Origin of the sequence: Serratia sp. CY38905, from assembly GCF_052168875.1 — a bacterium.
In the GTDB taxonomy this organism is placed as follows: domain Bacteria; phylum Pseudomonadota; class Gammaproteobacteria; order Enterobacterales; family Enterobacteriaceae; genus Serratia; species Serratia sarumanii.
This window is the reverse complement of sequence record NZ_JBJNLV010000007.1, coordinates 72,792-95,686: the sequence shown is the minus strand read 5'-3', so window position 1 is coordinate 95,686 and position 22,895 is coordinate 72,792. Positions and strand designations below refer to the sequence as shown.

The window sequence follows — 22,895 nt, the reverse complement described above, 5'->3', positions numbered from 1 at the left end:
GCAGAGTCCGTCGGGCGGCGATGTCGCCTTTCCTGACTATAACCAAGCGGTGAAGATGGGGGAAGCGGATTCCGTGCGGACGCGAATGGGGGCTACCGCGCTTGAACGGGCGATAGCCGGCGGGCGGTGATTAGCGTTCGATAACCTGAGAAACTTGATCGCCGTTGATCTGGCGCTGGTTGCCTTTCTCGTCTTTATAGCTGATGAGGCCGGTATCTTCATCGATCTCCGGTTTGCCTTGCGTCAGGATCATGTTGCCGTCTTTGGTCGCCATCACGTAGTCGCTGGAACACCCCGCCAGGCCAGCCACCATCACCAGCGCAGACACTGCCATTACCCACTTTTTCATCCTGCGGATCCTCGATTATGCAGAAAATAATGTTCTTTCAAGATTAGCAAACTCTCGGCGAAGCGCGTCTCAGATAAGTCTTTATCTGATAAGAAAAAGTGAAATGAGAGGTCAACGAAGTGATGAAAGCCGCCAATGGCGGCTTTCATATAGATAGCGTTATTCCGGCGCGCGATTTTTTTTGCTGCGCATCAGATTGAGCGCTTCTACCGACATCGAGAAGAACATGGCGAAGTAGATGTAGCCTTTTGGCACGTGCACCTGGAAGCTTTCCAGCATCAGCGTGAAGCCCACCAGGATCAGGAACGCCAGCGCCAGCATTTTCACCGACGGATGGCGGTTGACGAATTCGCCGATCGGTCGGGCAGCGAACATCATCACGCCGACGGCGATCACCACTGCCGCCATCATGATGAACAGATGGTCGGAAAGGCCCACGGCGGTAATCACCGAATCCAGGCTGAAGATAATATCCAACAGCATGATCTGCACGATCGCGCCGAAGAAGCTGTGCACCTTGGTGTGGTGCTCTTCTTCCGACCCTTCGATGGTTTCGTGGATCTCTTTACTGGCTTTCCAGATCAGGAACAGCCCGCCCAGAAGCAGGATCAGATCGCGAGCGGATACGCTGTGCTCCATCACGGTAAACAGCGGATGGGTCAGGCGGATCACCCAGGCGATGGAAGCCAGCAGCGCCAGGCGCATAAGCATAGCGGCGGCCAGCCCGATCCGGCGAGCTTTGTTCTGTTGCGCTTTGGGCAGCTTGGCCACCACCAGCGACAGAAAAATGATGTTATCAATACCCAGTACGATCTCAAGAATGGTTAGCGTGCCTAACGCTAACCAGGCATTGGGATCCATAATCCATTCGAACATTGCTCGACACACCTTATTAATACTTAATAAATGCAAAGCGTGAATTATACGCGTTTATCATGGCGCTGATAGGGGCAGCTAAACCAGAGTTAAACGAAATCGCTTAGATTGAGAAATGTCTTGCCAGCAGCGCGCCGGTAAAACTCTTTTTCAGATAGAAGCCGCGCGGCAGCGTCATGATCGGTTGCCCTTGTTCGCCGATGGCTTCGGTGAGCGCCTTGCTGTTAGCCGCTTTGGGGCGCAGCTGCAGCACTTCGCCGTGGCGTGCCGTGATGCGCTCTACGTGGCCGAGCACGATCAGATCCATCAATTCTTCCCAGTCGCGGCGCAGCATGTCGTCTTCTGCCGCGCTTGGGCTCCACAGCAGCGGCGAACCGACGCGGCGTTCGGCCAGCGGGATCTGGCGTTCGCCTTCTACCGGTATCCACAACACGCGCGCCAGCTTGTAGCGAACGTGGCTGTTGGCCCAGGTGACGCCGCTGTTGCCGGTGAGCGGAGCGACGCAGACAAAAGTGGTTTCCAGCGGTTTGCCGGCGGCGTCGACAGGAATGGTTTTCAGCTCGATGCCCAGCTCGGGAAAGTCCTGCTCCGGTTTGCTGCCGGCCATGGCGCCGAGATACAGCTCCAGCAGCATGCCTACCCAACCTTTATCGCGTTTCAGATCCTTGGGGATCGGCAACTGCGCGCGAGCGGCCAGTTCGCCAAAGCTGGCGCCGGCCAGCGCCTGAGCGCGCTCGAACAGCTGCCGTTCATTTTCCGGCGGGGGCGGCAAAGGGGATAAAAACGCCATAAATCAAGCCTGTCTAATTTGGTTGAAAAACGTACTGCAATTATGCACGGTGAGCGATAACCGCCATCGCTTGGGGAAAAGAATAATAGTAGCATGATTTTACATGACTTTTTTCCTTTCTTGGCGTGGTGGACAATGCACTGGCGGGGCTTGTTCACCTGAAGCCACCGACAATAAACAGGATCTTACACCTATTTATCCACAGATTTTTGGGATAACCCAAATTTTTGCCGATCACTGGTTCAATTTACAGCCTTGACTCGGGCGGTTTTTTACGAATTTGTCCGTTTTGTGCGTAACTTGCCCGGATAATCTGTGGATAAAAACGACGTTGGTGGATCTTTCGCCAGGGTAAGATCCTTACCGTGCACAGATCACATTTTTGCCCTGTATATAACGATGCGTTAATACATAATTGTATGTTTTTAAAATAAATATGCGTTTTTAGTGTTGAGGGGGGATTTTGGGGGTTAAGAGTTTTACCGGCTTATTCCTCGAGTTCTGCACACACCTATCCACAGAAAAAGTGAATAAAACCGGTCTGAAAGGCTAGGGTATGTTTATAACTTTGCCTATATCTGTGAGTTATCCCAATGTTATTCGGCCCGCAGCGCCGTAAAGCAGTGGTTTACCGCCTGTAGCTTGTGTGAAACAATCAGGACATCTATGCGAATTTAAGCTTATCGAGGTAGTCCGGTGATCGATGATGATGGCTACCGCCCGAATGTTGGTATCGTAATCTGTAATCGTCAGGGGCAGGTCTTATGGGCCCGCCGTTACGGTCAGCACTCCTGGCAGTTTCCCCAAGGTGGGATTAACCCTGGCGAAACTGCGGAGCAGGCGATGTACCGTGAGCTGTTCGAAGAAGTGGGGCTGAGTAAAAAGGATGTGCGCATCCTGGCTTCGACCCGCAACTGGTTGCGCTATAAATTGCCGAAACGTTTGGTGCGTTGGGACACAAAGCCGGTTTGTATCGGCCAAAAGCAAAAATGGTTTTTGTTGCAGCTACTGTGCAATGACGCTGATATCAATATGCAGCGCAGCAGCACGCCGGAGTTCGACGGTTGGCGCTGGGTGAGCTTCTGGTATCCGGTACGCCAGGTGGTGTCGTTCAAACGCGACGTCTACCGCCGGGTGATGAAAGAATTCGCCGTGACCGTGATGCCGATGCAAGAGCAGGCGGCGCCGCGGCAGGCTCCTGCTTATCGCCGAAAGAGAGGTTAAGTTAAGCCGACTATGCTCACGCGCTTGCGAGAAATTGTAGAGAAGGTGGCTGCGGCGGCCAGTCTGACGGATGCGTTGGATCTGCTGGTCAATGAAACCTGTCTGGCGATGGACACCGAAGTGTGTTCCATCTATCTGGCGGACAACGATCGCCGCTGCTACTACCTGATGGCCACGCGCGGGCTGAAAAAGCCGCGCGGGCGCACTATCGCATTGGCGTTTGACGAGGGCGTCGTCGGGTTGGTCGGCCGCAGAGCCGAGCCTATCAACCTGGCCGATGCCCAAAGCCACCCCAGCTTCAAATACGTTCCGCAGGTGAAAGAGGATCGTTTCCGATCCTTCCTCGGGGTGCCGATCATTCATCGGCGCCAGCTGCTGGGCGTGCTGGTGGTGCAGCAGCGAGAGCTGCGCCAGTTCGACGAAAGCGAAGAGTCTTTCATGGTCACCCTGGCCACGCAGATGGCCGGGATCCTGTCACAGTCGCAGCTCAACGCCATTTTCGGCCAGTATCGCCAAACGCGCGTGCGCGCGCTGGCGGCCTCACCCGGCGTGGCGGTGGCGGAAGGGTGGCAGGACAGCAGCCAGCCTTCACTCGATCAGGTTTACCGCGCGTCGACGCTGGACACCGCCAGCGAGCGCGAGCGCCTGACGCTGGCGCTGGAAGAGGCCGGCGCGGAATTTCGCCGCTTCAGCAAGCGTTTTGCCGCCAGTTCGCAAAAAGAGAGCGCGGCGATCTTCGATCTTTATTCTCACCTGTTAAACGACGCCCGCCTCAAGCGCGAACTGTTCGCCGAAATCGACAACGGTTCGGTGGCGGAGTGGGCGGTGAAACAGGTGATAGAAACCTTTGCCGAGCAGTTTGCCAAACTGCAGGACACCTACATGCGCGAGCGCGGCAGCGACCTGCGCGCGCTGGGCCAGCGCCTGCTGTTCCACCTCGACGACACCACTCAGGGCGCCACCCAGTGGCCGGCGCGTTTTGTGCTGGTGGCGGATGAGCTGACCGCGACATTGCTGGCCGAAGTGCCGCAGGATCGCCTGGTCGGCGTGGTGGTGCGCGACGGTGCCGCCAACTCGCATGCGGCGATTCTGGTGCGGGCGATGGGGGTGCCGACGGTGATGGGCGCCGACATCCAGCCTTCTCTGCTCAGCCAGCGGCTGCTGATCGTCGACGGTTATCGCGGTGAACTGCTGGTCGATCCTGAACCGGTGCTGGTGCAGGAATATCAACGGCTGATCAGCGAAGAGCTGGAACTGAGCAAGCTGGCGGAAGACGACGTCGAGCAGCCGGCGCAGTTGAAAAGCGGCGAGCGCATTCAGGTGATGCTGAATGCCGGCCTCAGCCCGGAACATGAACAGCTGTTGGGCGGCCGGGTAGATGGCGTGGGGTTATACCGCACCGAAATCCCGTTCATGTTGCAAAGCGGCTTCCCCTCCGAAGAGGAACAGGTCGCGCAGTACCAGGGCATGCTGCAGCTTTACCCGAGCAAGCCGGTCACGCTGCGCACTCTGGATATCGGCGCCGACAAGCAGCTGCCTTATATGCCGATCAGCGAAGAGAACCCCTGTCTGGGCTGGCGCGGCATCCGCATCACCCTGGATCAGCCGGAGATCTTTTTGATTCAGGTGCGCGCCATGCTGCGTGCCAACGCCGGTACCGGCAATCTGGGCATTTTGTTGCCGATGGTCACCAGCCTGGAAGAGGTCGATGAGGCCAAACGCCTGATTGACCGCGCCGGGCGCGAGGTGGAAGAGGTGCTTGGCTATGCGATCCCGAAACCGAAAATCGGCGTGATGCTGGAAGTGCCGTCGATGATTTTCCTGATCCCGCATCTGGCCGGGCGCGTTGATTTCATCTCGGTCGGCACCAACGATTTGACCCAGTACCTGTTGGCGGTGGATCGCAACAATACCCGAGTCGCCTCGCTGTATGACAGTTTGCACCCCGCGATGCTGCAGGTGCTGAAACTGATCGCCGAGCAGGGGAACGCGGCCGGGTTGCAGCTTAGTCTCTGCGGTGAGCTGGCCGGCGATCCCATGGGCGCGCTGTTGCTGGTGGGCATGGGCTATCGCAATCTGAGCATGAACGGCCGCAGCGTGGCGCGCATCAAATACCTGCTGCGGCATATCGACCTTGCCGACGCCGAAATGTTGGCGCAGCGGGTGTTGAACACCCAGATGACCACCGAAGTGCGCCATTTGGTGGCGGCGTTTATGGAGCGGCGCGGCATGGGCGGATTGATCCGCGGGGGCCGGTAGCCGCCGCGCGTTGTGATTTTTTTACAGAACTTTTCCCGGCCTGCCGGACCGGACCGCGCTAAGCCTATGTTATGATGCGCAACCTCAGTGCGGCGCAGGCTCGTCGCCTTGCACACCGCAGCGGCCAATGCTGCTGCTTGCAAGACGCGGGACAATCTCCGCCGCCGCTTGGCACCTGCCGCCCCCGCATGGGGAAAAATAACAGACATGTTGTGGTGATAGATGAGCAATAGCTATCTGGCGTTTCCTAAATTTGATCCGGTCATTTTCTCCATTGGCCCGGTTTCTCTGCATTGGTACGGCCTGATGTACCTGGTCGGCTTCGTTTTTGCCATGTGGCTGGCGGTGCGCCGTGCCAACAAGCCGGGCAGCGGCTGGACCAAAGACGAAGTTGAAAACCTGCTCTACGCCGGTTTCCTGGGCGTATTCGTCGGCGGCCGCGTAGGCTATGTGCTGTTCTATAACCTGCCGCTGTTCCTGGATAACCCGCTCTATCTGTTCAAGGTCTGGGATGGCGGCATGTCGTTCCACGGCGGCTTGATGGGGGTGATTCTGGTGATGTTCTGGTTCGCTCGCCGCACCAAACGCACCTTCTTCCAGGTTTCCGATTTTATCGCGCCATTGATCCCATTCGGCCTGGGCGCCGGCCGCCTCGGCAACTTCATCAACGGTGAACTGTGGGGCCGCGTGACCACCGATACCCCTTGGGCGATGCTGTTCCCAAGTTCGCGCAGCGAAGACGTGGCCCTCGCCGCCGCCGATCCTTCCTTGCTGCCGTTATTGAATCAGTACGGCGTACTGCCGCGCCACCCATCGCAGCTGTATGAACTGCTGCTGGAAGGCGTGGTGCTGTTTATCATTCTGAACCTGTTTATTCGCAAGCCGCGGCCGATGGGCGCCGTCTCGGGCCTGTTCCTGATCGGTTATGGCGCATTCCGCATCATCGTTGAAGCATTCCGCCAGCCGGATGCCCAGCTCGGCCTGTTCGACGGCGTGATCAGCATGGGGCAGATCCTGTCCATCCCGATGGTGGTGGCCGGTATTATTATGATGATTTGGGCGTACCGTCGTCGCCCGCAGCAACAAATGTCGTGAGGGACAAATGAAACAGTATCTGGATTTGATGAACAAGGTGCTCGCCGAGGGCACCCCTAAAGCCGACCGTACCGGCACTGGCACGCTGTCGATTTTCGGCCATCAGATGCGTTTCAACTTGCAGGAAGGTTTCCCGTTGGTGACCACCAAGAAATGTCATCTTCGTTCGATCATTCATGAGCTGTTGTGGTTCCTGAACGGCGATACCAACATCGCCTACCTGCGTGACAACAAGGTCACCATTTGGGACGAGTGGGCTGATGAAAACGGCGATCTCGGCCCGGTGTACGGCAAACAGTGGCGCGCCTGGGGCGCGGCGGACGGCCGTCAGATCGATCAGCTGAGCAACGTGCTCCAACAGCTGAAGCAGGATCCGGATTCGCGCCGCATCATCGTTTCCGCCTGGAACGTCGGCGAGCTGGATCAGATGGCGTTGGCGCCGTGCCACGCGTTCTTCCAGTTCTACGTCGCGGACGGCAAGCTCTCTTGCCAGCTGTACCAGCGTTCCTGCGACGTGTTCCTCGGCCTGCCGTTCAACATCGCCAGCTACGCGCTGCTGGTGCATATGATGGCGCAGCAGTGCGATCTGGAAGTGGGCGATTTCGTCTGGACCGGCGGCGATACCCACCTGTACAGCAACCACATGGAACAGACTCAGCTGCAGCTAACGCGTGAACCGCGTCCGTTGCCGAAACTGGTGATCAAACGCAAGCCGGCTTCGCTGTTCGATTACCGTTTCGAAGACTTCGAGATCGAAGGTTACGATCCGCACCCGGCCATCAAGGCGCCGGTCGCGATCTAACCTTAACCGCATCACACCAGGGGGGCAGAGATTGCACCCCTTTTTTTATCCGCATTGCGCACCGCGCCGCATTTTTTTGTCGTCCTCTGCCGTCGTAAATAAAACATTGCGCAGCTTGCCGCAGCGATTACGCATGCGGCTTTACCGCATTGTGGCGATCCTTACACTGGCGGCATGAAAGACAATGCTCTCTCGAACATCGATGATCGCCAGCGTGGCATGACGCTGATTGAGCTGTTGGCGGCGATATTGATCGCCGGCATGCTCACCGGCTGGGGCGTCGGGCAATGGCGTTATCATCAGCAAGCGCTGCGGCTGGAACACACGGCTCAGCAGCTGCTGGCGTTTTTGCTGCGATTGCAGGCGGACGCCAACTGGCGTAACCGCGCGACGCTGCTGTGGTTCAAGAACGGCACGCCCTGGTGTCTGGGCGGTGGCGTGCCGCCGACGGATTGCGCTTCCGCCGAAGGCGCCGTTTTCTCGCCGTTTTATCGTGACGTCGCTTTGAGCGGCTACACCGGCAAAGAGATTGGGTTTTACGGTTTGCGCAATACTGCGCAGGCGGGGCACATCCTTCTCAGCAACGACGCAGGCAGCCTGCGGCTGGTGCTGTCCGCCCGTGGGCGGCTGCGTTTGTGCAGCGAAGGGCAGCGGGTCAGAGGCATTGCGCTATGTTGACTTTAGAACGCGGTTTTACCTTGCCGGAGGTGATGTTGGCGTTGGTCTTCGGCAGCGTGATCGCGCTCGGCGCGGCGAAAACCTATCCGTTGTTGCGCCAGCAAAGCGTGGTCGTCAGCCAGCACTTTCGGCTGGAGTCAACGCTGCGGCAACTGGCGTTCGGCATTGAGAAAGATCTGCGCCGCGCCGGTTTTTGCGCCGGGCAGTGCGCCGGCCGTCCGTTGCTGATCGGTCAGGCATCGGGAGAAGCGGCGGGCAGTTGCGTTATCGTTGCCTACGACATCGCTCGCAGCGGGCAATGGCTCGCTTCGGGCGAGGATGCGGGCTATTTCGGTTACCGGCTGCGCAATGGCGGCTTGGAAGGGCAGCGCGGCGTGAGCCAATGCGATGGCGGTGGCTGGGAGCGGTTGCTCGATTATGACGAAGTGCGCATTGAGCGGTTTCATGTGGCGATCGAGCGGGGCGATCACGGCGCGACCTTGGCTCGCCTGACGCTGGCGGGGCGCTCCGCCAGCGATACGCGTATCAGGCGCAGCCTGAGTGCGAGCGTCGAAATGGCGGCGCTGCCATGAATTGGCGAACCCAGCGGGGCAGTAGCACTCTGGCGGCGGTGATGTTGCTGTTGGCGCTGGGGCTGATGTTGCTTAACGCTCAGCATCGGCAGTTGGATAACGCGCTGTTACTGGCCGCCGATCAGCAGCGTTACCTTCAGGCTTATAATCAGGCCGCTTCGGCGCTGAGTTGGGGCATGAGCCAGCGCTGGCCACGCGCCGAGCTGAGTGCGGCGGCCTGGTTATGCAGGCAGCGCGCGGAACTGACGGCCTGCGCCCGGCTGTCTGCCAGAGCGGGCGTTGTGACGATACGCGGCCTTGGTGAGATGCGCGGCGGTGAACCGCTTTGGCTGTATCAGTGGGGCACCTTTAACGGCGCAGAGACCGCTGGCAAGGTGCAAGCTCAGCCGGGCGGTCGGCTGGATTTTTGCCCAGAGAAAAGGCTGACCGACTGTGACGGCTAACGCTCGGCCAGGGCGGCTATCCCGCAACGGCTTCAGCCTGCCGGAAGTGTTGGTGGCGGCCTTGCTGTTCTCGGTGTCGCTGCTTGGCTTGTTACAGTATCATCAGGTGCTGTTGCAGTCGTTTCAGCGCCAGTGGCACTACCGGCAAGCCTGGGCGCTGGCGCATCAGCAGCTAGAAGCGTTCGCCGTCACCGGGCGGCTCGAGGCCGAATCGCCGCCGGAAGGTTGGCGACGCGAGACGGCGCTTGACGATGCGGAGAATGATTGCCGCCGATTGACGGTTAGAGTCCAAACGCCGCAGCGGCAGTGGGCGACGCTGAGCCGCTGGTATTGCACCCGCTTTTAAGCCGGTATGTCTTTTGTTTTAAAGGAGCCTTGATGTTCACGGTTTATCATTCCAATCAGCTGGATTTGTTGAAAACGCTGACCAGCGCGCTGATAGCCAGAGATCCGTTGGCCGATCCTTTTCAACCGGAAGTGGTGCTGGTGCAGAGCCCCGGTATGGCGCAATGGCTGCAGATGCAGTTGGCGGAACAGTTCGGCATCGCCGCCAATATTGCGTTTCCGCTGCCGGCGACCTTTATTTGGGACATGTTCACCCGGGTGTTGCCGGATATCCCGAAAGAGAGCGCCTTCAGCAAGGACGCCATGACCTGGAAGCTGATGTGGTTGCTGCCGGAGATGCTGACTCAGCCGGCGTTTGCGCCACTGCAGCACTATCTGACCGATGACGGTGACAAGCGCAAGATTCACCAGTTGGCCGGCCGGGTCGCCGACCTGTTCGACCAATATTTGGTTTATCGCCCGCAGTGGCTGGAGAGCTGGCAGCGCGGTGAGCGCATCGACGGCCTGGCGGAGGCTCAGCAATGGCAGGCGCCGCTCTGGGCGCGGCTGGTGGAGTACACGCGCGAGCTGGGGCAGCCGGAATGGCACCGCGCCAATCTGTACAGCCGATTTATCCACGCGCTGGAGCAGGCAAAAACCTGCCCGCCCGGTTTGCCGCCGCGGGTGTTTATCTGCGGTATCTCGGCGTTGCCGCCGGTCTATCTGGAGGCGCTGCAGGCGCTGGGGCGGCATATCGATATCCACCTGATGTTCACCAACCCCTGTCGCTACTATTGGGGCGATATTCAGGATTACGCTTTCCTGGCCCGCTTGCAGAGCCGCAAGCGCCGTCACTACCATCAGGCACGCGAGCACGGGCTGTTCCGCCAGCCGGATGACGCGGCGCGCCTGTTTGACGCCGAAGGCCAGCAGCAGCTCAGCAACCCGCTGCTGGCCTCTTGGGGCAAGCTGGGGCGCGATCACCTCTATCTGCTGTCGCAGATGGAAGGGGCGCAAGAGGTTGACGCCTTTGTCGATATCCCGGCCGATACCATGCTGCACGCCGTTCAGCGCGACATGCTGGAGCTGGAAGACCATGCGGTGATCGGTATTACCGCGGAAACGCTGGAAAGCAGCTTCAGCAAACGTCCGCTAGATGAGAACGACCGATCCCTCAGCCTGCATGCCTGCCACAGCCCGCAGCGGGAAGTGGAGGTGCTGCACGATCAACTGCTGACCATGCTGGCGCAGGATCCGTCGTTGACGCCGCGCGACATCATCGTGATGGTCGCGGATATCGACAGCTACACGCCTTATATTCAGGCAGTGTTCGGCAATGCCCCTGCCGAGCGCTACCTGCCGTTCGCCATTTCCGACCGTAAAGCGCGCCAGGCGCATCCTGCGCTGCAGGCGTTCATTTCACTGCTCGATCTGCCGCAAAGCCGTTTTACCTCGGAACAGGTGCTGGCGCTGCTTGAGGTGCCGGCCCTGGCCGCCCGTTTCGCCATTGGCGAAGAGGGGCTGAGCCTGCTGCGCCATTGGGTCGGTGAATCCGGCGTGCGCTGGGGCCTGGACGACGATAACGTGCGCGAACTGGATCTGCCCGCTACCGGCCAACATACCTGGCGCTTTGGCATCACGCGCATGTTGCTTGGCTACGCGATGGACAGCAATGCCGGCGATTGGCAGGGCATTTTGCCTTACGACGAATCGAGCGGATTGGTCGCCGAACTGGCGGGGCAGCTGGCAGACCTGCTGGCGCAGCTCAGCCACTGGCGGCAAATCTTGAGCGAAGCGCGCCCGCTCGAGGCGTGGCTGCCGCTCTGCCGGCAACTGCTGGATGCTTTCTTCGCTGCGGACAGCGACACCGAGGTGGTGCTGGCGCTGATCGAACAGCAGTGGCAGCAGGCCATTAATTTTGGCCTGGCGGCGCGCTATCCCGATGAGGTGCCGTTGACCATTCTGCGGGACGATCTGGCGGCGCGTCTCGATCAGGAGCGCATCAGCCAGCGCTTCCTCGCCGGGCAAATCAACTTCTGTACGCTGATGCCTATGCGTTCCATTCCGTTCAAGGTGGTGTGCCTGCTGGGCATGAACGACGGCGTGTATCCGCGCACGCTGCCGCCGCTGGGTTTCGATCTGATGGCGCAGCAGGTCAAACGCGGCGACCGCAGCCGACGCGATGACGACCGTTATCTGTTCCTGGAAGCGATTTTGTCCGCGCAACAGCGGCTGTATATCAGTTTCATCGGCCGTTCCATTCAGGACAACAGCCCGCGCTACCCTTCGGTACTGGTCACCGAGCTGCTGGAGTACCTGGAACAAAGCTATTGCCTGCCGGGAGATGAAGAGCTTAGCGCAGACGACAGCGCCCGGCGGGTTGGTGAGCACTTGCTGAAGTGGCACGCGCGCATGCCGTTCGCCGCCGAGAACTTCTTGCCGGGCTCGGAGGAGCAAAGCTATGCCGCCGAGTGGCTGCCCGCCGCCGATGGGCGCGGTGCGGCGCATCCGGCGTTCAACCAGCCGCTGCCCGCCGAAGCGCTGCAGCAAATATCGCTGGATGAACTGCTGCGGTTTTACCGCCATCCGATTCGCGCGTTTTTCCAACTGCGGCTGGGCGTCAGTTTTATCCTGGAAGAGACCGAGCTGCCCGACGAAGAACCCTTCACGCTGGATAACCTCAGCCGCTACCAGTTCAACAGCCAACTGCTGAATACGCTGATCGACGGTGACGATCCCGAACGGCTGTTCCAGCGGGTGCGCGCCGCCGGCGGCTTGCCCTATGGCGCCTTCGGCGAAATTTATTGGCAAAAGCAGCAGGAAGAGATGAGCGAACTGGCCGAGCAGGTGCGTGCGGAACGCGCAGAGAGCCATAGCCTGGAGCTGGATATCGATATCGCCGGCGTGCGCCTCAGCGGCTGGCTGCATCAGGTGCAGGGTGACGGCCTGTTGCGCTGGCGGCCCGCGACGCTGTCGGCGGTGGATGGCATATTGCTGTGGCTGGAGCACCTGGTGTACTGCTGCGCCGGCGGCACCGGCGAGAGCCGCATGTATGGCCGCAAGAACTCCGCCTGGCGCTTTGCCGCGCTGGCGCCTGAAGAGGCACAGGCGCAGCTGGCGGAACTGCTGACTGGCTATCAGCGCGGTCTGAGTCAGCCGCTGCTGTTGCTGAACAAGAGCGGCTGGGCGTGGCTGAGTCAGTGCTATCTGCCGGAAACGCAGCAAATCGACTGGGAGGAAGAAGCGCAAATCAAGGCGCGCGCCAAATTGCTGCAAGCCTGGCAGGGCGATCAGCGCATTCCCGGAGAAGGGGAAGATCCCTACGTGCAGCGAGTGTTTCGCCAATTGGATAATGAATACTTAGCGCAAATACTGGCCGAAACAGAGCGTTATCTGCTGCCGGTGGCGCGGCATAACCTGGGGTAACAATCCCCCGGTGGTGCTGTGCGGCGGTAGGTGGTAAAAATAACGAAGGTTATATTCAACCATTGGGGTCATTCCCGGTCTTACATAACGTACAGGCATATACCCGCCGAGTTCGGGTCGCCATATTGGCGAAGAACCCGGTGAGTACAGATTTGGTTATGTGGTTTTGATGAACGTCGCCACCGTCAGGGAGTGGGCGCAGCGACGTCAGAATAGGGGTTTATTTTGGATATGCGCAGACAGTTGGCCCGTATCACCGGGCTGGTATTATTGGCTATGTGTTGGGCGCCGTTGAGTTGGGCCGCGCAAGGATGGCAACCGCTGGCGGAGAAGATCAACAAAAGCGAACACGATCCGCGTCAGTATGAGGCGATCAAATTGACTAACGGCATGACGGTGTTGCTGGTGTCAGATGCCCAGGCGCCGAAATCGCTGGCGGCGCTGGCATTGCCGGTCGGCTCGCTCGAAGATCCGAACAGCCAACTGGGTTTGGCGCACTATCTGGAACATATGGTGCTGATGGGCTCCAAGCGCTATCCAGAGCCGGAAAACCTGTCCGAGTTCCTGAAAAAGCATGGCGGCAGCCACAACGCCAGCACGGCTTCTTATCGCACCGCCTTCTATCTGGAAGTGGAAAATGACGCGCTGGAGCCGGCGGTCGATCGCATGGCCGACGCCATTGCCGAGCCGCTGCTGGATCCGGGCAATGCCGACCGTGAGCGCAACGCGGTTAACGCCGAGTTGACGATGGCGCGTTCGCGCGACGGTATGCGTATGGCGCAGGTGGGCGCGGAAACCCTTAACCCGGCGCACCCGAGCGCGCGCTTCTCCGGCGGCAATCTCGATACGCTGAAAGACAAGCCGGACAGCAAGCTGCACGATGAGCTGACCGGCTTCTATAAGCGCTACTATTCCGCCAATTTGATGATGGGCGTTTTGTACGGCAATCAGCCGCTGCCGCAGCTGGCTGATATTGCGGCGAAAACCTTTGGCCGCGTGCCGAATCACGACGCCACCGTGCCGCCGATCACCGTGCCGGCCGTGACGCCGGAACAGCAGGGCATCATCATTCACTATGTGCCGGCACAGCCGCGCAAGCAGCTGAAGGTCGAGTTTCGCATCGATAACAACAGCGCCGCGTTTCGCAGCAAAACCGATACCTACATCAGCTACCTGATCGGCAACCGCAGTAAAAACACCCTGTCTGACTGGCTGCAGAAGCAGGGGCTGGCGGACGCCATCAATGCCGGCGCCGATCCGATGGTGGATCGCAACGGCGGCGTCTTCGCCATCAGTGTCTCCCTGACCGATAAAGGCCTGGCCAAGCGCGACGAGGTCGTCGCCGCCATTTTCAACTACCTGAAAATGCTGCGCAGCGAAGGCATCAAGCAGAGCTACTTCGACGAAATCTCGCATGTTCTGAATCTGGATTTCCGTTATCCGTCGATCACGCGCGACATGGACTACATCGAATGGCTGGTGGACACCATGCTGCGCGTGCCGGTTGAACATGCGCTGGACGCGCCTTACCTAGCCGATCGCTATGATCCTAAGGCGATCGCCGAACGCCTGGACGCCATGACGCCGCAAAACGCCCGCATCTGGTTCGTCAGTCCGGATGAGCCGCACAACAAGACAGCCTATTTCGTCAATGCGCCTTACCAGGTCGACAAAATCACGCCGCAGCGCTTTACGCAGTGGCAGCAGTTGGGGAGTGGGATTTCCTTGTCGTTACCGACGCTCAATCCGTACATCCCGGATGACTTTACCCTGACCAAGCCGTCGCACGAGTTCAAAAAGCCGGAAATGGTGGTGGATAACCCCGGTTTGCGCGTGCTGTACATGCCGAGCCGTTACTTCGCCGATGAGCCGAAGGCCGACGTCACCGTCGCTTTCCGCAACGCCAAGACCATGGATTCCGCGCGCAACCAGGTGCTGTTCTCGCTGACGGATTATCTGGCCGGCCTCGCGCTGGATCAGCTGAGCTATCAGGCATCGGTTGGCGGGTTGAGCTTCTCGACCTCGCCGAACAACGGCCTGATGTTTAACGCCAACGGCTTTACCCAGCGCCTGCCGCAGTTGCTGACGGCGCTGATCGAGGGCTATTCCAACTTCACGCCGACGGAAGATCAACTGGCGCAGGCCAAGTCCTGGTATCTGGAGCAGTTGGACGCCGCCGAGAAGGGCAAGGCGTTTGAATTGGCCATTCAGCCGGTGCAGATGGTTTCCCGCGTGCCGTATTCCGAACGCAGCGAACGCCGCGAAGTGCTGAAGACGCTGACGCTGAAAGACGTGCTGGCCTATCGCGACAGCCTGCTGGCCGAGGCTACGCCGGAGCTGCTGGTGGTGGGCAACATGAGCAAGCAGCAGGTCGACACGCTGGCGTCGACGCTGAAACATCGCCTGGGCTGTACCGGCATCGAATGGTGGCACGGCGAAGACGTGGTGGTGGACAAAAATCATCTGGCCAACCTGCAACAGGTGGGCAGCAGCACCGATTCGGCGCTGGCGGCGGTCTATGTGCCGACCGGCTACGACGAAGTGACCGGCATGGCCTACAGCTCGCTGCTGGGGCAGATCATTCAGCCGTGGTTCTACAGCCAGCTGCGCACTCAGGAGCAATTGGGGTATGCGGTCTTCGCCTTCCCGATGTCGGTGGGGCGCCAGTGGGGCGTAGGCTTCCTGCTGCAGAGCAACAGCAAACAACCGGCCTACCTGTACCAGCGCTATCAGGATTTCTATCCGAAAACCGAGAAACGCTTGCGCGACATGAGCGAAGCGGACTTTGAGCAGTACAAACAGGCGCTGATCAATGAACTGAAGCAGCGGCCGCAAACGTTGAGTGAGGAAGCCAGCCGGTTCGCCAACGATTTCGATCGCGGCAATTTCGCCTTCGATACTCGTCAGAAGCTGATCGCGCAGGTGCAACAGCTGACGCCGGCCAAACTGGCGGATTATTTCCACCAGGCGGTGATCCAGCCACAGGGGCTGGCTGTGCTGTCGCAGGTGAGCGGCAGCGGGCAAGACAAGGCGGATTACGCGGCGCCTAAGGGCTGGGTCACCTATCCGAACGCGTCTGCATTGCAGCAGATCCTGCCGCGCAAAGTGGCGACGCCATGACGGAAACTGTCCCGCAGAGGCTGGAGCCGCTGACGCTGCCGCTGTTCGGCGAACGCCTGATCGAGGCGTCGGCGGGCACCGGCAAAACCTTTACCATCGGCGCGCTGTATCTGCGTTTGCTGCTGGGGCTGGGCGGTGAAGCGGCGTTTCCTCGCCCGCTGACGGTTGAAGAAATCCTGGTGGTGACCTTTACCGAGGCCGCCACCGAGGAGCTGCGCGGGCGTATCCGCGACAATATCCACGGGCTGCGCATCGCCTGCGTGCGGGGCGTCAGCGCCAACCCGCTGTTTTCGACGCTGATGGCTGAAATTGACGACTTGACCGACGCCGCCTCGCAGCTGCTGGCGGCGGAGCGGCAGATGGATGAAGCGGCGATCTACACCATTCACGGCTTTTGCCAACGAATGCTGACGCACAACGCCTTCGAATCCGGCATGCTGTTTGAACAAACGCTGGTGCAGGACGAGTTGCCGCTGCGGCGGCAGGCCTGTGCTGATTTCTGGCGTCGCCACTGCTATCCGTTGCCGCTGGGCGTGGCGCGTGCGGTCAGCCAGGAGTGGAGCGGCCCGGAAGCGTTGCTGGCCGACCTTTCCGGTTACCTGCACGGTGAGGCGCCGGCGCTGCGCCGGCCGCCGAAGGACGAAGAAACCGTCCTGATGCGCCACGAGCAGATCGTCGCGCGCATCGATGCCATCAAGGCGCAATGGCGTGCGGCGGCGGGCGATCTGGAGGCGTTGATCGCCCAGTCCGGCGTCGATAAACGCAGTTACAGCAGTAAACACCTGCCGAACTGGCTGAACAAGGTCGGCGAATGGAGCGGGCAGGAGACTCAGGACTACCAGTTGCCGAAGGAACTGGATAAATTTCGCCAGTCGGTGCTGCTGGAGAAGACCAAGAAAGGCGAGCCGCCGAGGCATGCGCTGTTCACGGCGATCGACGAGCTGTTCGATGAACCCTTGACGCTGCGCGACCTGATCATGGCGCGCGCGCTCAGCGAGATCCGCACTTCCATTCAACAGGAAAAGCGCCAGCGCGCCGAGCTGGGGTTTGACGACCTGCTTAGCCGTTTGGACGGCGCCTTGCAAAGCGGCGGCGGCGAACAGCTGGCGCAGGCGATCCGCCAGCGTTACCCGGTGGCGATGATCGATGAATTCCAGGACACCGATCCGCAGCAATACCGCATTTTCCAAAAACTTTACGTCGGCCGGCCCGATTGCGGCCTGCTGTTGATCGGCGATCCCAAGCAGGCGATTTACGCCTTCCGCGGCGCCGACATCTTTACCTACATGCGTGCGCGTTCAGAGGTGAGCGCCCACTATACGCTGGAGACCAACTGGCGCTCGTCGCCGTCGATGGTCGCCAGCGTTAATCACCTGTTTTCTCAGGTAGAAAAACCTTTCCTGTTCGGCCAAATCCCCTTTATCGAGGTCAGCGCGGCGGAAAAGAACCAAGGGCTGGCGTTTGACCTGCACGGCAAGCCGCAACCGGCGATGCAGTTCTGGCTGCAGCAGGGGGAAGGCGCCGGTGTAAGTGATTACCAACAGCTGATGGCGCGCCTGTGCGCCACGCAAATTCGCGACTGGCTCAGCGCCGGGCAGCAGGGCCAGGCGTGGCTGCAGGGCGGCAAGGAGCCAAGGCCGGTGCAAGCCTCCGATATCACGGTGCTGGTGCGCAGCCGCAATGAGGCGGCGTTGGTGCGCGATGCGCTGAGCGCGCTGTCCATTCCGTCGGTCTACCTGTCCAACCGCGACAGCGTGTTCGACACCCCGGAGGCCAAAGACCTGCTGTGGTTGCTGCAGGCGGTGTTGGCGCCGGAGCAGGAGCGCACGCTGCGCAGCGCCATGGCCACCGGGCTGATGGGGCTGGACGCGCCGACGCTGGACGGCCTGAGCCGTGATGAGCGTGCCTGGGACGAGCTGGTTAACGAATTCGATGATTACCGCACGCTCTGGCTGCGCCGCGGCGTGTTGCCGATGCTGAGCGAGGTGATGAAAGCGCGCCAGCTGGCGGAGAACCTGCTGGCCAGCGCCGGTGGCGAGCGTCGTTTGACCGACGTGCTGCATCTGGGGGAGTTGTTGCAAGAGGCGGCGGCGCAGCTCGACAGCGAACATGCGCTGGTGCGCTGGCTGGCGCAGCAGATCGCCCAGCCTAATCGCCAGTCCGATAATCAGCAACTGCGGCTGGAGAGCGACCGGCATCTGGTGCAGGTGATCACGATTCATAAATCCAAGGGGCTGGAGTTCGATCTGGTGTGGCTGCCGTTCGTCGGCAATTTCCGCCAGCAGCAGCAGGCGCTGTATCACGATCGCCATAGCTTCCAGGCGTTGCTGGATCTCGACGCCAATGAAGAGAGCCAGGCCTGGGCGGAGGAAGAGCGGTTGGCAGAAGACCTGCGCCTGTTGTACGTGGCGCTGACCCGCTCGGTGTACCACTGCAGCATCGGCATCGCGCCGCTGTTCCAGGGCACGCGCAAGAAACAGGGCGATACCGATCTGCACCGCAGCGCATTGGGTTATCTGGTGCAGGGCGGGCAGGCCGGCGACGCCGCGTATCTGCAGGAGCGACTGCAGCAATTGGCGGGCGGCGGCATCGCGCTGTCGCTGGTGGAACCGCCGGACGAGGCGCCCTGGCAGCCCCAGGCATCGCTGGCCGCTACGCTGGCGGCGAAAAGCTTTACCCGACGGATCCAGGATTTTTGGCGGGTGACCAGCTATACCGGTTTGCAACAGCACGGTTCGAGCCTGATGCAGGATCTGCTGCCGCGTCTGGATGTCGACGCCGCGGGCGAGCGGGGTGAGGAGAGTGAGCCAGCGCTCACACCGCATACCTTCCCGCGCGGCGCAACGCCCGGCACCTTCCTGCACAGCCTGTTTGAAACGCTGGACTTCACCCAGCCGCTGGACGAACAGTGGCTGCTGGAACAGCTGCAACAGCAAGGCTTCGCTGAGCACTGGCAGCCGATTCTGCTGGCGTGGATGCAGGTGTTGCTCAATACGCCGCTCGCCGCCAGCGGCGTGACGCTGGCGGCGCTGACGCCGCAGCACAAGCAGGCCGAGCTGCAGTTCTATTTGCCGATTAACCGGTTGTTGCAGGCGAAGGCGCTCGATGCCCTGGTGAAGCGTTACGATCCGCTTTCCGCCCGCTGCCCGGCGCTGGATTTTCATCAGGTGCAGGGCATGCTGAAAGGCTTTATCGACCTGGTGTTCTGCTGGCAGGGCAAATACTACCTGCTGGACTACAAGTCCAACTGGCTGGGGGAAGACAGTAGCGCCTATACCCGGCCGGCGATGGAGCAGGCGATGGCGGAGCATCGTTACGATCTGCAATACCAGCTGTATACGCTGGCGCTGCATCGTTATCTGCGTCATCGGTTGCCGGATTACGATTATCGGCGCCATTTTGGCGGGGTGATTTATCTGTTCCTGCGCGGCGTGGATGCGGCGCACCCGGGCAACGGCATTTTCACCTGTCTCCCCGAGCTTGAGCTGGTGGAGGGGATGGATCGCTTGTTCAGCGGCGAAGCTGCGGCGACGGAGGAAGGATCATGATCGCACTGCTGGAGCAGGCGGTGGCGCTTGGCGTGCTGCGCCCGCTGGACGTGCAGTTCGCCCGCGTGGTGGCGAGCGAAGACGAGCCCGATATTTTGCTGGCAGCCGCCTGCCTGAGCGCAGAGGCGGGGGCCGGTCACGTCTGCCTGATGCTGGAGCAGCTGCAGGCGGACACGCTGTTTGAAGGGCGCCAGCCGGCGTTGGCGCTGGCGGTGTGGGAGGCGGCCGGGCGACCGGATAGCGCGCGTTGGCAGCAGCGTTTGGCGGCCAGCGCGGCGGTTGGGGACGGCAGCGGCGCTACGCCGCTGGTGCTGCGCGGGCCGCGCCTGTATCTGCAGCGCATGTGGCAAAACGAAGGCGAAGTGGCGGCGTTTATCGGCGGCGAAGGCGAGTCGCTGGCGGTGCCGGAGGCTGAGCTGCGCACCATTCTCGACCGCTTATTCGGCGCCGCGAGCGACGAGCCCGACTGGCAGAAAATTGCCGCCGCGGTGGCCGCCACGCGGCGCATTGCGGTCATTTCCGGCGGGCCGGGCACCGGTAAAACCACCACCGTCGCCAAACTGTTGGCGGCGCTGGTGCAGCTGGATGAAAGCGCGCGCTTGCGCATTCAGCTGGCGGCGCCGACCGGCAAGGCGGCGGCGCGCCTGACGGAGTCGCTTGGCAGCGCCAGCCGCCAGCTGGCGTTGACCCCGGCGCAGCAGGCGCTGTTCCCGACGGAGGCGGCGACGTTGCACCGTCTGTTGGGGGCGCAACCGAACAGTCAGCGCATGCGTTATCACCGTGGCAACCGGCTGCATTTGGATGTGCTGGTGGTGGATGAGGCCTCGATGGTCGATCTGCCGATGATGGCGCGCCTGATTGCCGCGTTGCCCGATCGGGCGCGGGTGATTTTCCTCGGCGATCGCGATCAGCTGGCTTCGGTGGAGGCCGGCGCGGTGCTGGGCGATATTTGCCGTTTTGCCGAGCAGGGATACAGCGATGCGCGCGCCGCTGAGCTGAGCCGCCTGACCGGTTGTTCGCTCACGGGGCAGCAGGCCGACGCGGAAGCGGCGGTGCGCGACAGCCTGTGCCTGCTACGCAAGAGCTATCGCTTCGACGCCCGTTCCGGCATCGGTCAGCTGGCGTTGGCGGTTAACGCCGGAGCGGGGGATCGCGCGCTGGCGGCATTAAAGGGCAGTTTCGGTGATGTTGCGGGCTATGCGCTGGCGACGAGCGAAGAGTATCAGGCGCTGTTGGATGCCTGCGTGGCGGGCTACCGCGACTATTTGCGGCTGACCGCAGAAGGGGCGGACGCGGCGACGGTGCTGGCGGCCTTTGGCCGTTTCCAGGTGCTGTGCGCGCTGCGTGAAGGGCCGTTCGGCGTCGCCGGCCTGAACGAGCGCATTGAGCTCGGGCTGCAGCGCGCCGGTTTAATTGACCGCAAGCCGGGCGTGCTTGGCCGCTGGTACCGGGGGCGGCCGGTGATGATCGGCCGCAACGACAGCGCGCTGGGGCTGTTCAATGGGGATATCGGCATTACGCTGCCGGATGAGCACGGCGATCTGCGCGTGCATTTCCAACTGCCCGACGGCAGCATCAAGTCGGTACAGCCAAGCCGTTTGCCGGCGCATGAAACCGCTTATGCGATGACGGTGCACAAATCTCAGGGATCGGAGTTTGACCATACGGTGCTGGTGTTGCCGAATCACTTTCTGCCGGTGCTGACGCGTGAGCTGGTCTATACCGCGATCACTCGCGCGCGTAAGCTGCTTTCGCTGTACGCTACGGAGGCGGTGCTGCTGCGGGCCATTCGCACGCCGACCCAGCGCCGCAGCGGATTGGCTGAACGGCTGCAGGCGACGGAATAAGCGCTGAGGGGCGCGGCAACGGCCGCGCCCGCAGGGATTACAGATCCGCCAGCAGAATTTTGGAGCGGCGCTGGTAGTTGTACAACGCCTGTTTCTGCATCGGCAGCACGTCGACCTCCGCCGGGGTAAAGCCACGCTCCTGGAACCAGTGGATGCTGCGGGTGGTCAGCACGAACAGCTTCTTCAGCCCCATCTGCCGCGCCTGATTTTCTACCCGCTGCAGCAGCATCTCGCCGCGCGATGAGCTGCGGTAATCGGGGTGTACCGCCACACAGGCCATCTCACCGATTTTTTCCTCCAAGAACGGGTACAGCGCCGCGCAGGCGATGGTCAGGTTGTCGCGTTCGATAATGGTGAACTTGTCGATTTCCATCTCCAGCTGTTCACGCGAACGGCGCACCAGAATACCCTGCTGCTCGAGTGGCCGAATCAGCTCCAGGATGCCGCCGATGTCGTTGATCGTCGCCCGACGCACCTGTTCGGCACTCTCCATCACGATTTGGGTGCCGATGCCGTCGCGCGAGAACAGCTCCTGCACCAGCGCGCCGTCCTCTTGATAGCTGATCAGGTGGCTGCGGCGCACGCCGCTGCGGCAGCCTTTCACCGCGCCGCGCAGGAAGCGCACGGTGCCGGAATGGTAATCGCCGCCTTCTTCCAGCTCTTCAAGGCGCTTTTGCGCGTCGTTGGGGAACAGCTCGGAAAGGATGTTGCCTTCCGCATCGGTTACGCCCTGCGAGGAGCAGAAGCCGATCATTTTTTCCGCTTTCAGCTTGATTGCCAGCTGGGTGGCCACTTCTTCCGAGGTCAGGTTGAAGCTCTCGCCGGTAACGGAAACCGCGACCGGGCCGATCAGCACGATGGCGTTGCTGCCGAGCTGGCGGTGGATCGCGTCTTCATCGATGCGGCGAATGCGGCCGCTGTGACAGTAGTCGATACCGTCATCGATGCCCAGCGGTTGCGCGATGATGAAGTTGCCGCTGACCACGTTGATATGCGCGCCCTGCAGCGGCGTATTGTTGAGGCTCATCGACAGCCGGGCGGTGATGTCGAGCTGCAACAAACCGGCGGCTTGCTTGACCAGTTCGAGCGTATGGGCGTCGGTCACGCGCGTGTGCTTGTGGTAGATCGGCTCAAAGTTATGCTGCGCCAGGTTAGCGTCGATCTGCGGCCGCGCGCCGTAAACCACCACCAGGCGAATGCCCAGACTATGCAGCAGCCCGATATCGTTGACGATGTTGGAGAAATTCTCGTGTTCGATGGCTTCCCCGCCGAGCATGATGACAAACGTTTTGCCGCGGTGGGCGTTGATATAGGGGACTGAGTGACGGAATCCTTGCACCAGCTCTGTACTACGTTCCTTCACGACAAACCTCTTTTGCATATTTATACGGTATTTTTGTATTTTTATTCTTTTATGGCGCCGATGGCAAGCGAGAAATCATCATGAAGAGTGCGCTAAGGGCGCTAAATCGTTAATAAATTGAAAAACCATAAAAAGATTTTCTGATGACAGGGCTGGAATGATTGGTTAAAGTTTTCGGC

General features: G+C 60.6%; 16 protein-coding genes. 12 read left to right on the top strand and 4 right to left on the bottom strand.

Annotated features, from left to right (window positions below; genetic code table 11):
• Window positions 1-130: 130 nt before the first annotated feature.
• From ACJ8MK_RS16145 to mutH, 3 genes are all read right to left on the bottom strand, one after another.
• Entirely contained in the window at window positions 131-349 is a 219-nt protein-coding gene (locus tag ACJ8MK_RS16145) for a YgdI/YgdR family lipoprotein (protein WP_033635766.1), read from the bottom strand.
• A 159-nt stretch (window positions 350-508) separates the two neighbouring features.
• Window positions 509-1,225, bottom strand: a complete 717-nt coding sequence (locus ACJ8MK_RS16140) for a TerC family protein (RefSeq protein WP_033635765.1) — start codon at window positions 1,223-1,225, stop codon at window positions 509-511.
• 103 nt (window positions 1,226-1,328) lie between these two features.
• The gene (mutH, locus tag ACJ8MK_RS16135) at window positions 1,329-2,015 is read right to left on the bottom strand and encodes a DNA mismatch repair endonuclease MutH (RefSeq protein ID WP_103830285.1); all 687 of its coding nucleotides are present in this window, start codon (window positions 2,013-2,015) and stop codon (window positions 1,329-1,331) included.
• 696 nt (window positions 2,016-2,711) lie between these two features.
• Here mutH and rppH point away from each other — a divergent pair.
• From rppH to recD, 12 genes are all read left to right on the top strand, one after another.
• On the top strand, window positions 2,712-3,239 hold the full coding sequence (gene rppH, locus ACJ8MK_RS16130; protein ID WP_004931849.1) for an RNA pyrophosphohydrolase: 528 nt from the start codon (window positions 2,712-2,714) through the stop codon (window positions 3,237-3,239).
• Window positions 3,240-3,251: 12 nt separating this feature from the next.
• Complete coding sequence (gene ptsP / locus ACJ8MK_RS16125) at window positions 3,252-5,498, top strand: phosphoenolpyruvate--protein phosphotransferase (protein WP_033654107.1); 2,247 nt, start codon at window positions 3,252-3,254, stop codon at window positions 5,496-5,498.
• 222 nt (window positions 5,499-5,720) lie between these two features.
• The gene (lgt, locus tag ACJ8MK_RS16120) at window positions 5,721-6,593 is read left to right on the top strand and encodes a prolipoprotein diacylglyceryl transferase (protein WP_033649501.1); all 873 of its coding nucleotides are present in this window, start codon (window positions 5,721-5,723) and stop codon (window positions 6,591-6,593) included.
• Window positions 6,594-6,600: 7 nt separating this feature from the next.
• A complete protein-coding gene (gene thyA, locus ACJ8MK_RS16115; RefSeq protein WP_016929918.1) occupies window positions 6,601-7,395 on the top strand; it encodes a thymidylate synthase in 795 nt (264 codons plus the stop codon).
• A gap of 174 nt (window positions 7,396-7,569) precedes the next feature.
• Complete coding sequence (locus tag ACJ8MK_RS16110) at window positions 7,570-8,073, top strand: prepilin peptidase-dependent protein (protein ID WP_442517890.1); 504 nt, start codon at window positions 7,570-7,572, stop codon at window positions 8,071-8,073.
• Entirely contained in the window at window positions 8,067-8,645 is a 579-nt protein-coding gene (locus ACJ8MK_RS16105) for a prepilin peptidase-dependent protein (protein WP_041036506.1), read from the top strand. The genes ACJ8MK_RS16110 and ACJ8MK_RS16105 overlap by 7 nt, the downstream gene beginning before the upstream one ends.
• Window positions 8,642-9,088, top strand: a complete 447-nt coding sequence (locus ACJ8MK_RS16100) for a YgdB family protein (RefSeq protein WP_442517889.1) — start codon at window positions 8,642-8,644, stop codon at window positions 9,086-9,088. The genes ACJ8MK_RS16105 and ACJ8MK_RS16100 overlap by 4 nt, the downstream gene beginning before the upstream one ends.
• On the top strand, window positions 9,078-9,434 hold the full coding sequence (locus ACJ8MK_RS16095) for a prepilin-type N-terminal cleavage/methylation domain-containing protein (RefSeq protein WP_086580382.1): 357 nt from the start codon (window positions 9,078-9,080) through the stop codon (window positions 9,432-9,434). Before ACJ8MK_RS16100 ends, ACJ8MK_RS16095 begins: the two co-directional genes overlap by 11 nt.
• Window positions 9,435-9,466: 32 nt before the next feature.
• A complete protein-coding gene (gene recC, locus ACJ8MK_RS16090; RefSeq protein WP_442517888.1) occupies window positions 9,467-12,838 on the top strand; it encodes an exodeoxyribonuclease V subunit gamma in 3,372 nt (1,123 codons plus the stop codon).
• Window positions 12,839-13,069: 231 nt separating this feature from the next.
• The gene (ptrA, locus tag ACJ8MK_RS16085; RefSeq protein WP_442517887.1) at window positions 13,070-15,958 is read left to right on the top strand and encodes a pitrilysin; all 2,889 of its coding nucleotides are present in this window, start codon (window positions 13,070-13,072) and stop codon (window positions 15,956-15,958) included.
• Entirely contained in the window at window positions 15,955-19,506 is a 3,552-nt protein-coding gene (gene recB, locus ACJ8MK_RS16080; protein WP_442517886.1) for an exodeoxyribonuclease V subunit beta, read from the top strand. Before ptrA ends, recB begins: the two co-directional genes overlap by 4 nt.
• Window positions 19,503-21,353: an exodeoxyribonuclease V subunit alpha gene (gene recD / locus ACJ8MK_RS16075; protein ID WP_103799344.1), complete on the top strand. Its 1,851-nt coding sequence runs from the start codon at window positions 19,503-19,505 to the stop codon at window positions 21,351-21,353. The genes recB and recD overlap by 4 nt, the downstream gene beginning before the upstream one ends.
• 37 nt (window positions 21,354-21,390) lie before the next feature.
• On the opposite strand, the gene argA is transcribed toward recD, so the two are convergent.
• Window positions 21,391-22,734, bottom strand: coding sequence for an amino-acid N-acetyltransferase (gene argA / locus ACJ8MK_RS16070; RefSeq protein WP_193169637.1), 1,344 nt, complete (start codon window positions 22,732-22,734; stop codon window positions 21,391-21,393).
• Between the last annotated feature and the right edge of the window lie 161 nt (window positions 22,735-22,895).

Bases quoted from the DNA above. Each gene is read 5' to 3' on its own strand.
- ACJ8MK_RS16145 (WP_033635766.1), bottom strand. From the start codon at position 349: ATGAAAAAGTGGGTAATGGCAGTGTCTGCGCTGGTGATGGTGGCTGGC.
- ACJ8MK_RS16140 (WP_033635765.1), bottom strand. From the start codon at position 1,225: ATGTTCGAATGGATTATGGATCCCAATGCCTGGTTAGCGTTAGGCACG.
- mutH (WP_103830285.1), bottom strand. From the start codon at position 2,015: ATGGCGTTTTTATCCCCTTTGCCGCCCCCGCCGGAAAATGAACGGCAG.
- ptsP (WP_033654107.1), top strand. From the start codon at position 3,252: ATGCTCACGCGCTTGCGAGAAATTGTAGAGAAGGTGGCTGCGGCGGCC.
- lgt (WP_033649501.1), top strand. From the start codon at position 5,721: ATGAGCAATAGCTATCTGGCGTTTCCTAAATTTGATCCGGTCATTTTC.
- thyA (WP_016929918.1), top strand. From the start codon at position 6,601: ATGAAACAGTATCTGGATTTGATGAACAAGGTGCTCGCCGAGGGCACC.
- ACJ8MK_RS16110 (WP_442517890.1), top strand. From the start codon at position 7,570: ATGAAAGACAATGCTCTCTCGAACATCGATGATCGCCAGCGTGGCATG.
- ACJ8MK_RS16105 (WP_041036506.1), top strand. From the start codon at position 8,067: ATGTTGACTTTAGAACGCGGTTTTACCTTGCCGGAGGTGATGTTGGCG.
- ACJ8MK_RS16100 (WP_442517889.1), top strand. From the start codon at position 8,642: ATGAATTGGCGAACCCAGCGGGGCAGTAGCACTCTGGCGGCGGTGATG.
- recC (WP_442517888.1), top strand. From the start codon at position 9,467: ATGTTCACGGTTTATCATTCCAATCAGCTGGATTTGTTGAAAACGCTG.
- ptrA (WP_442517887.1), top strand. From the start codon at position 13,070: ATGCGCAGACAGTTGGCCCGTATCACCGGGCTGGTATTATTGGCTATG.
- recB (WP_442517886.1), top strand. From the start codon at position 15,955: ATGACGGAAACTGTCCCGCAGAGGCTGGAGCCGCTGACGCTGCCGCTG.
- recD (WP_103799344.1), top strand. From the start codon at position 19,503: ATGATCGCACTGCTGGAGCAGGCGGTGGCGCTTGGCGTGCTGCGCCCG.
- argA (WP_193169637.1), bottom strand. From the start codon at position 22,734: ATGCAAAAGAGGTTTGTCGTGAAGGAACGTAGTACAGAGCTGGTGCAA.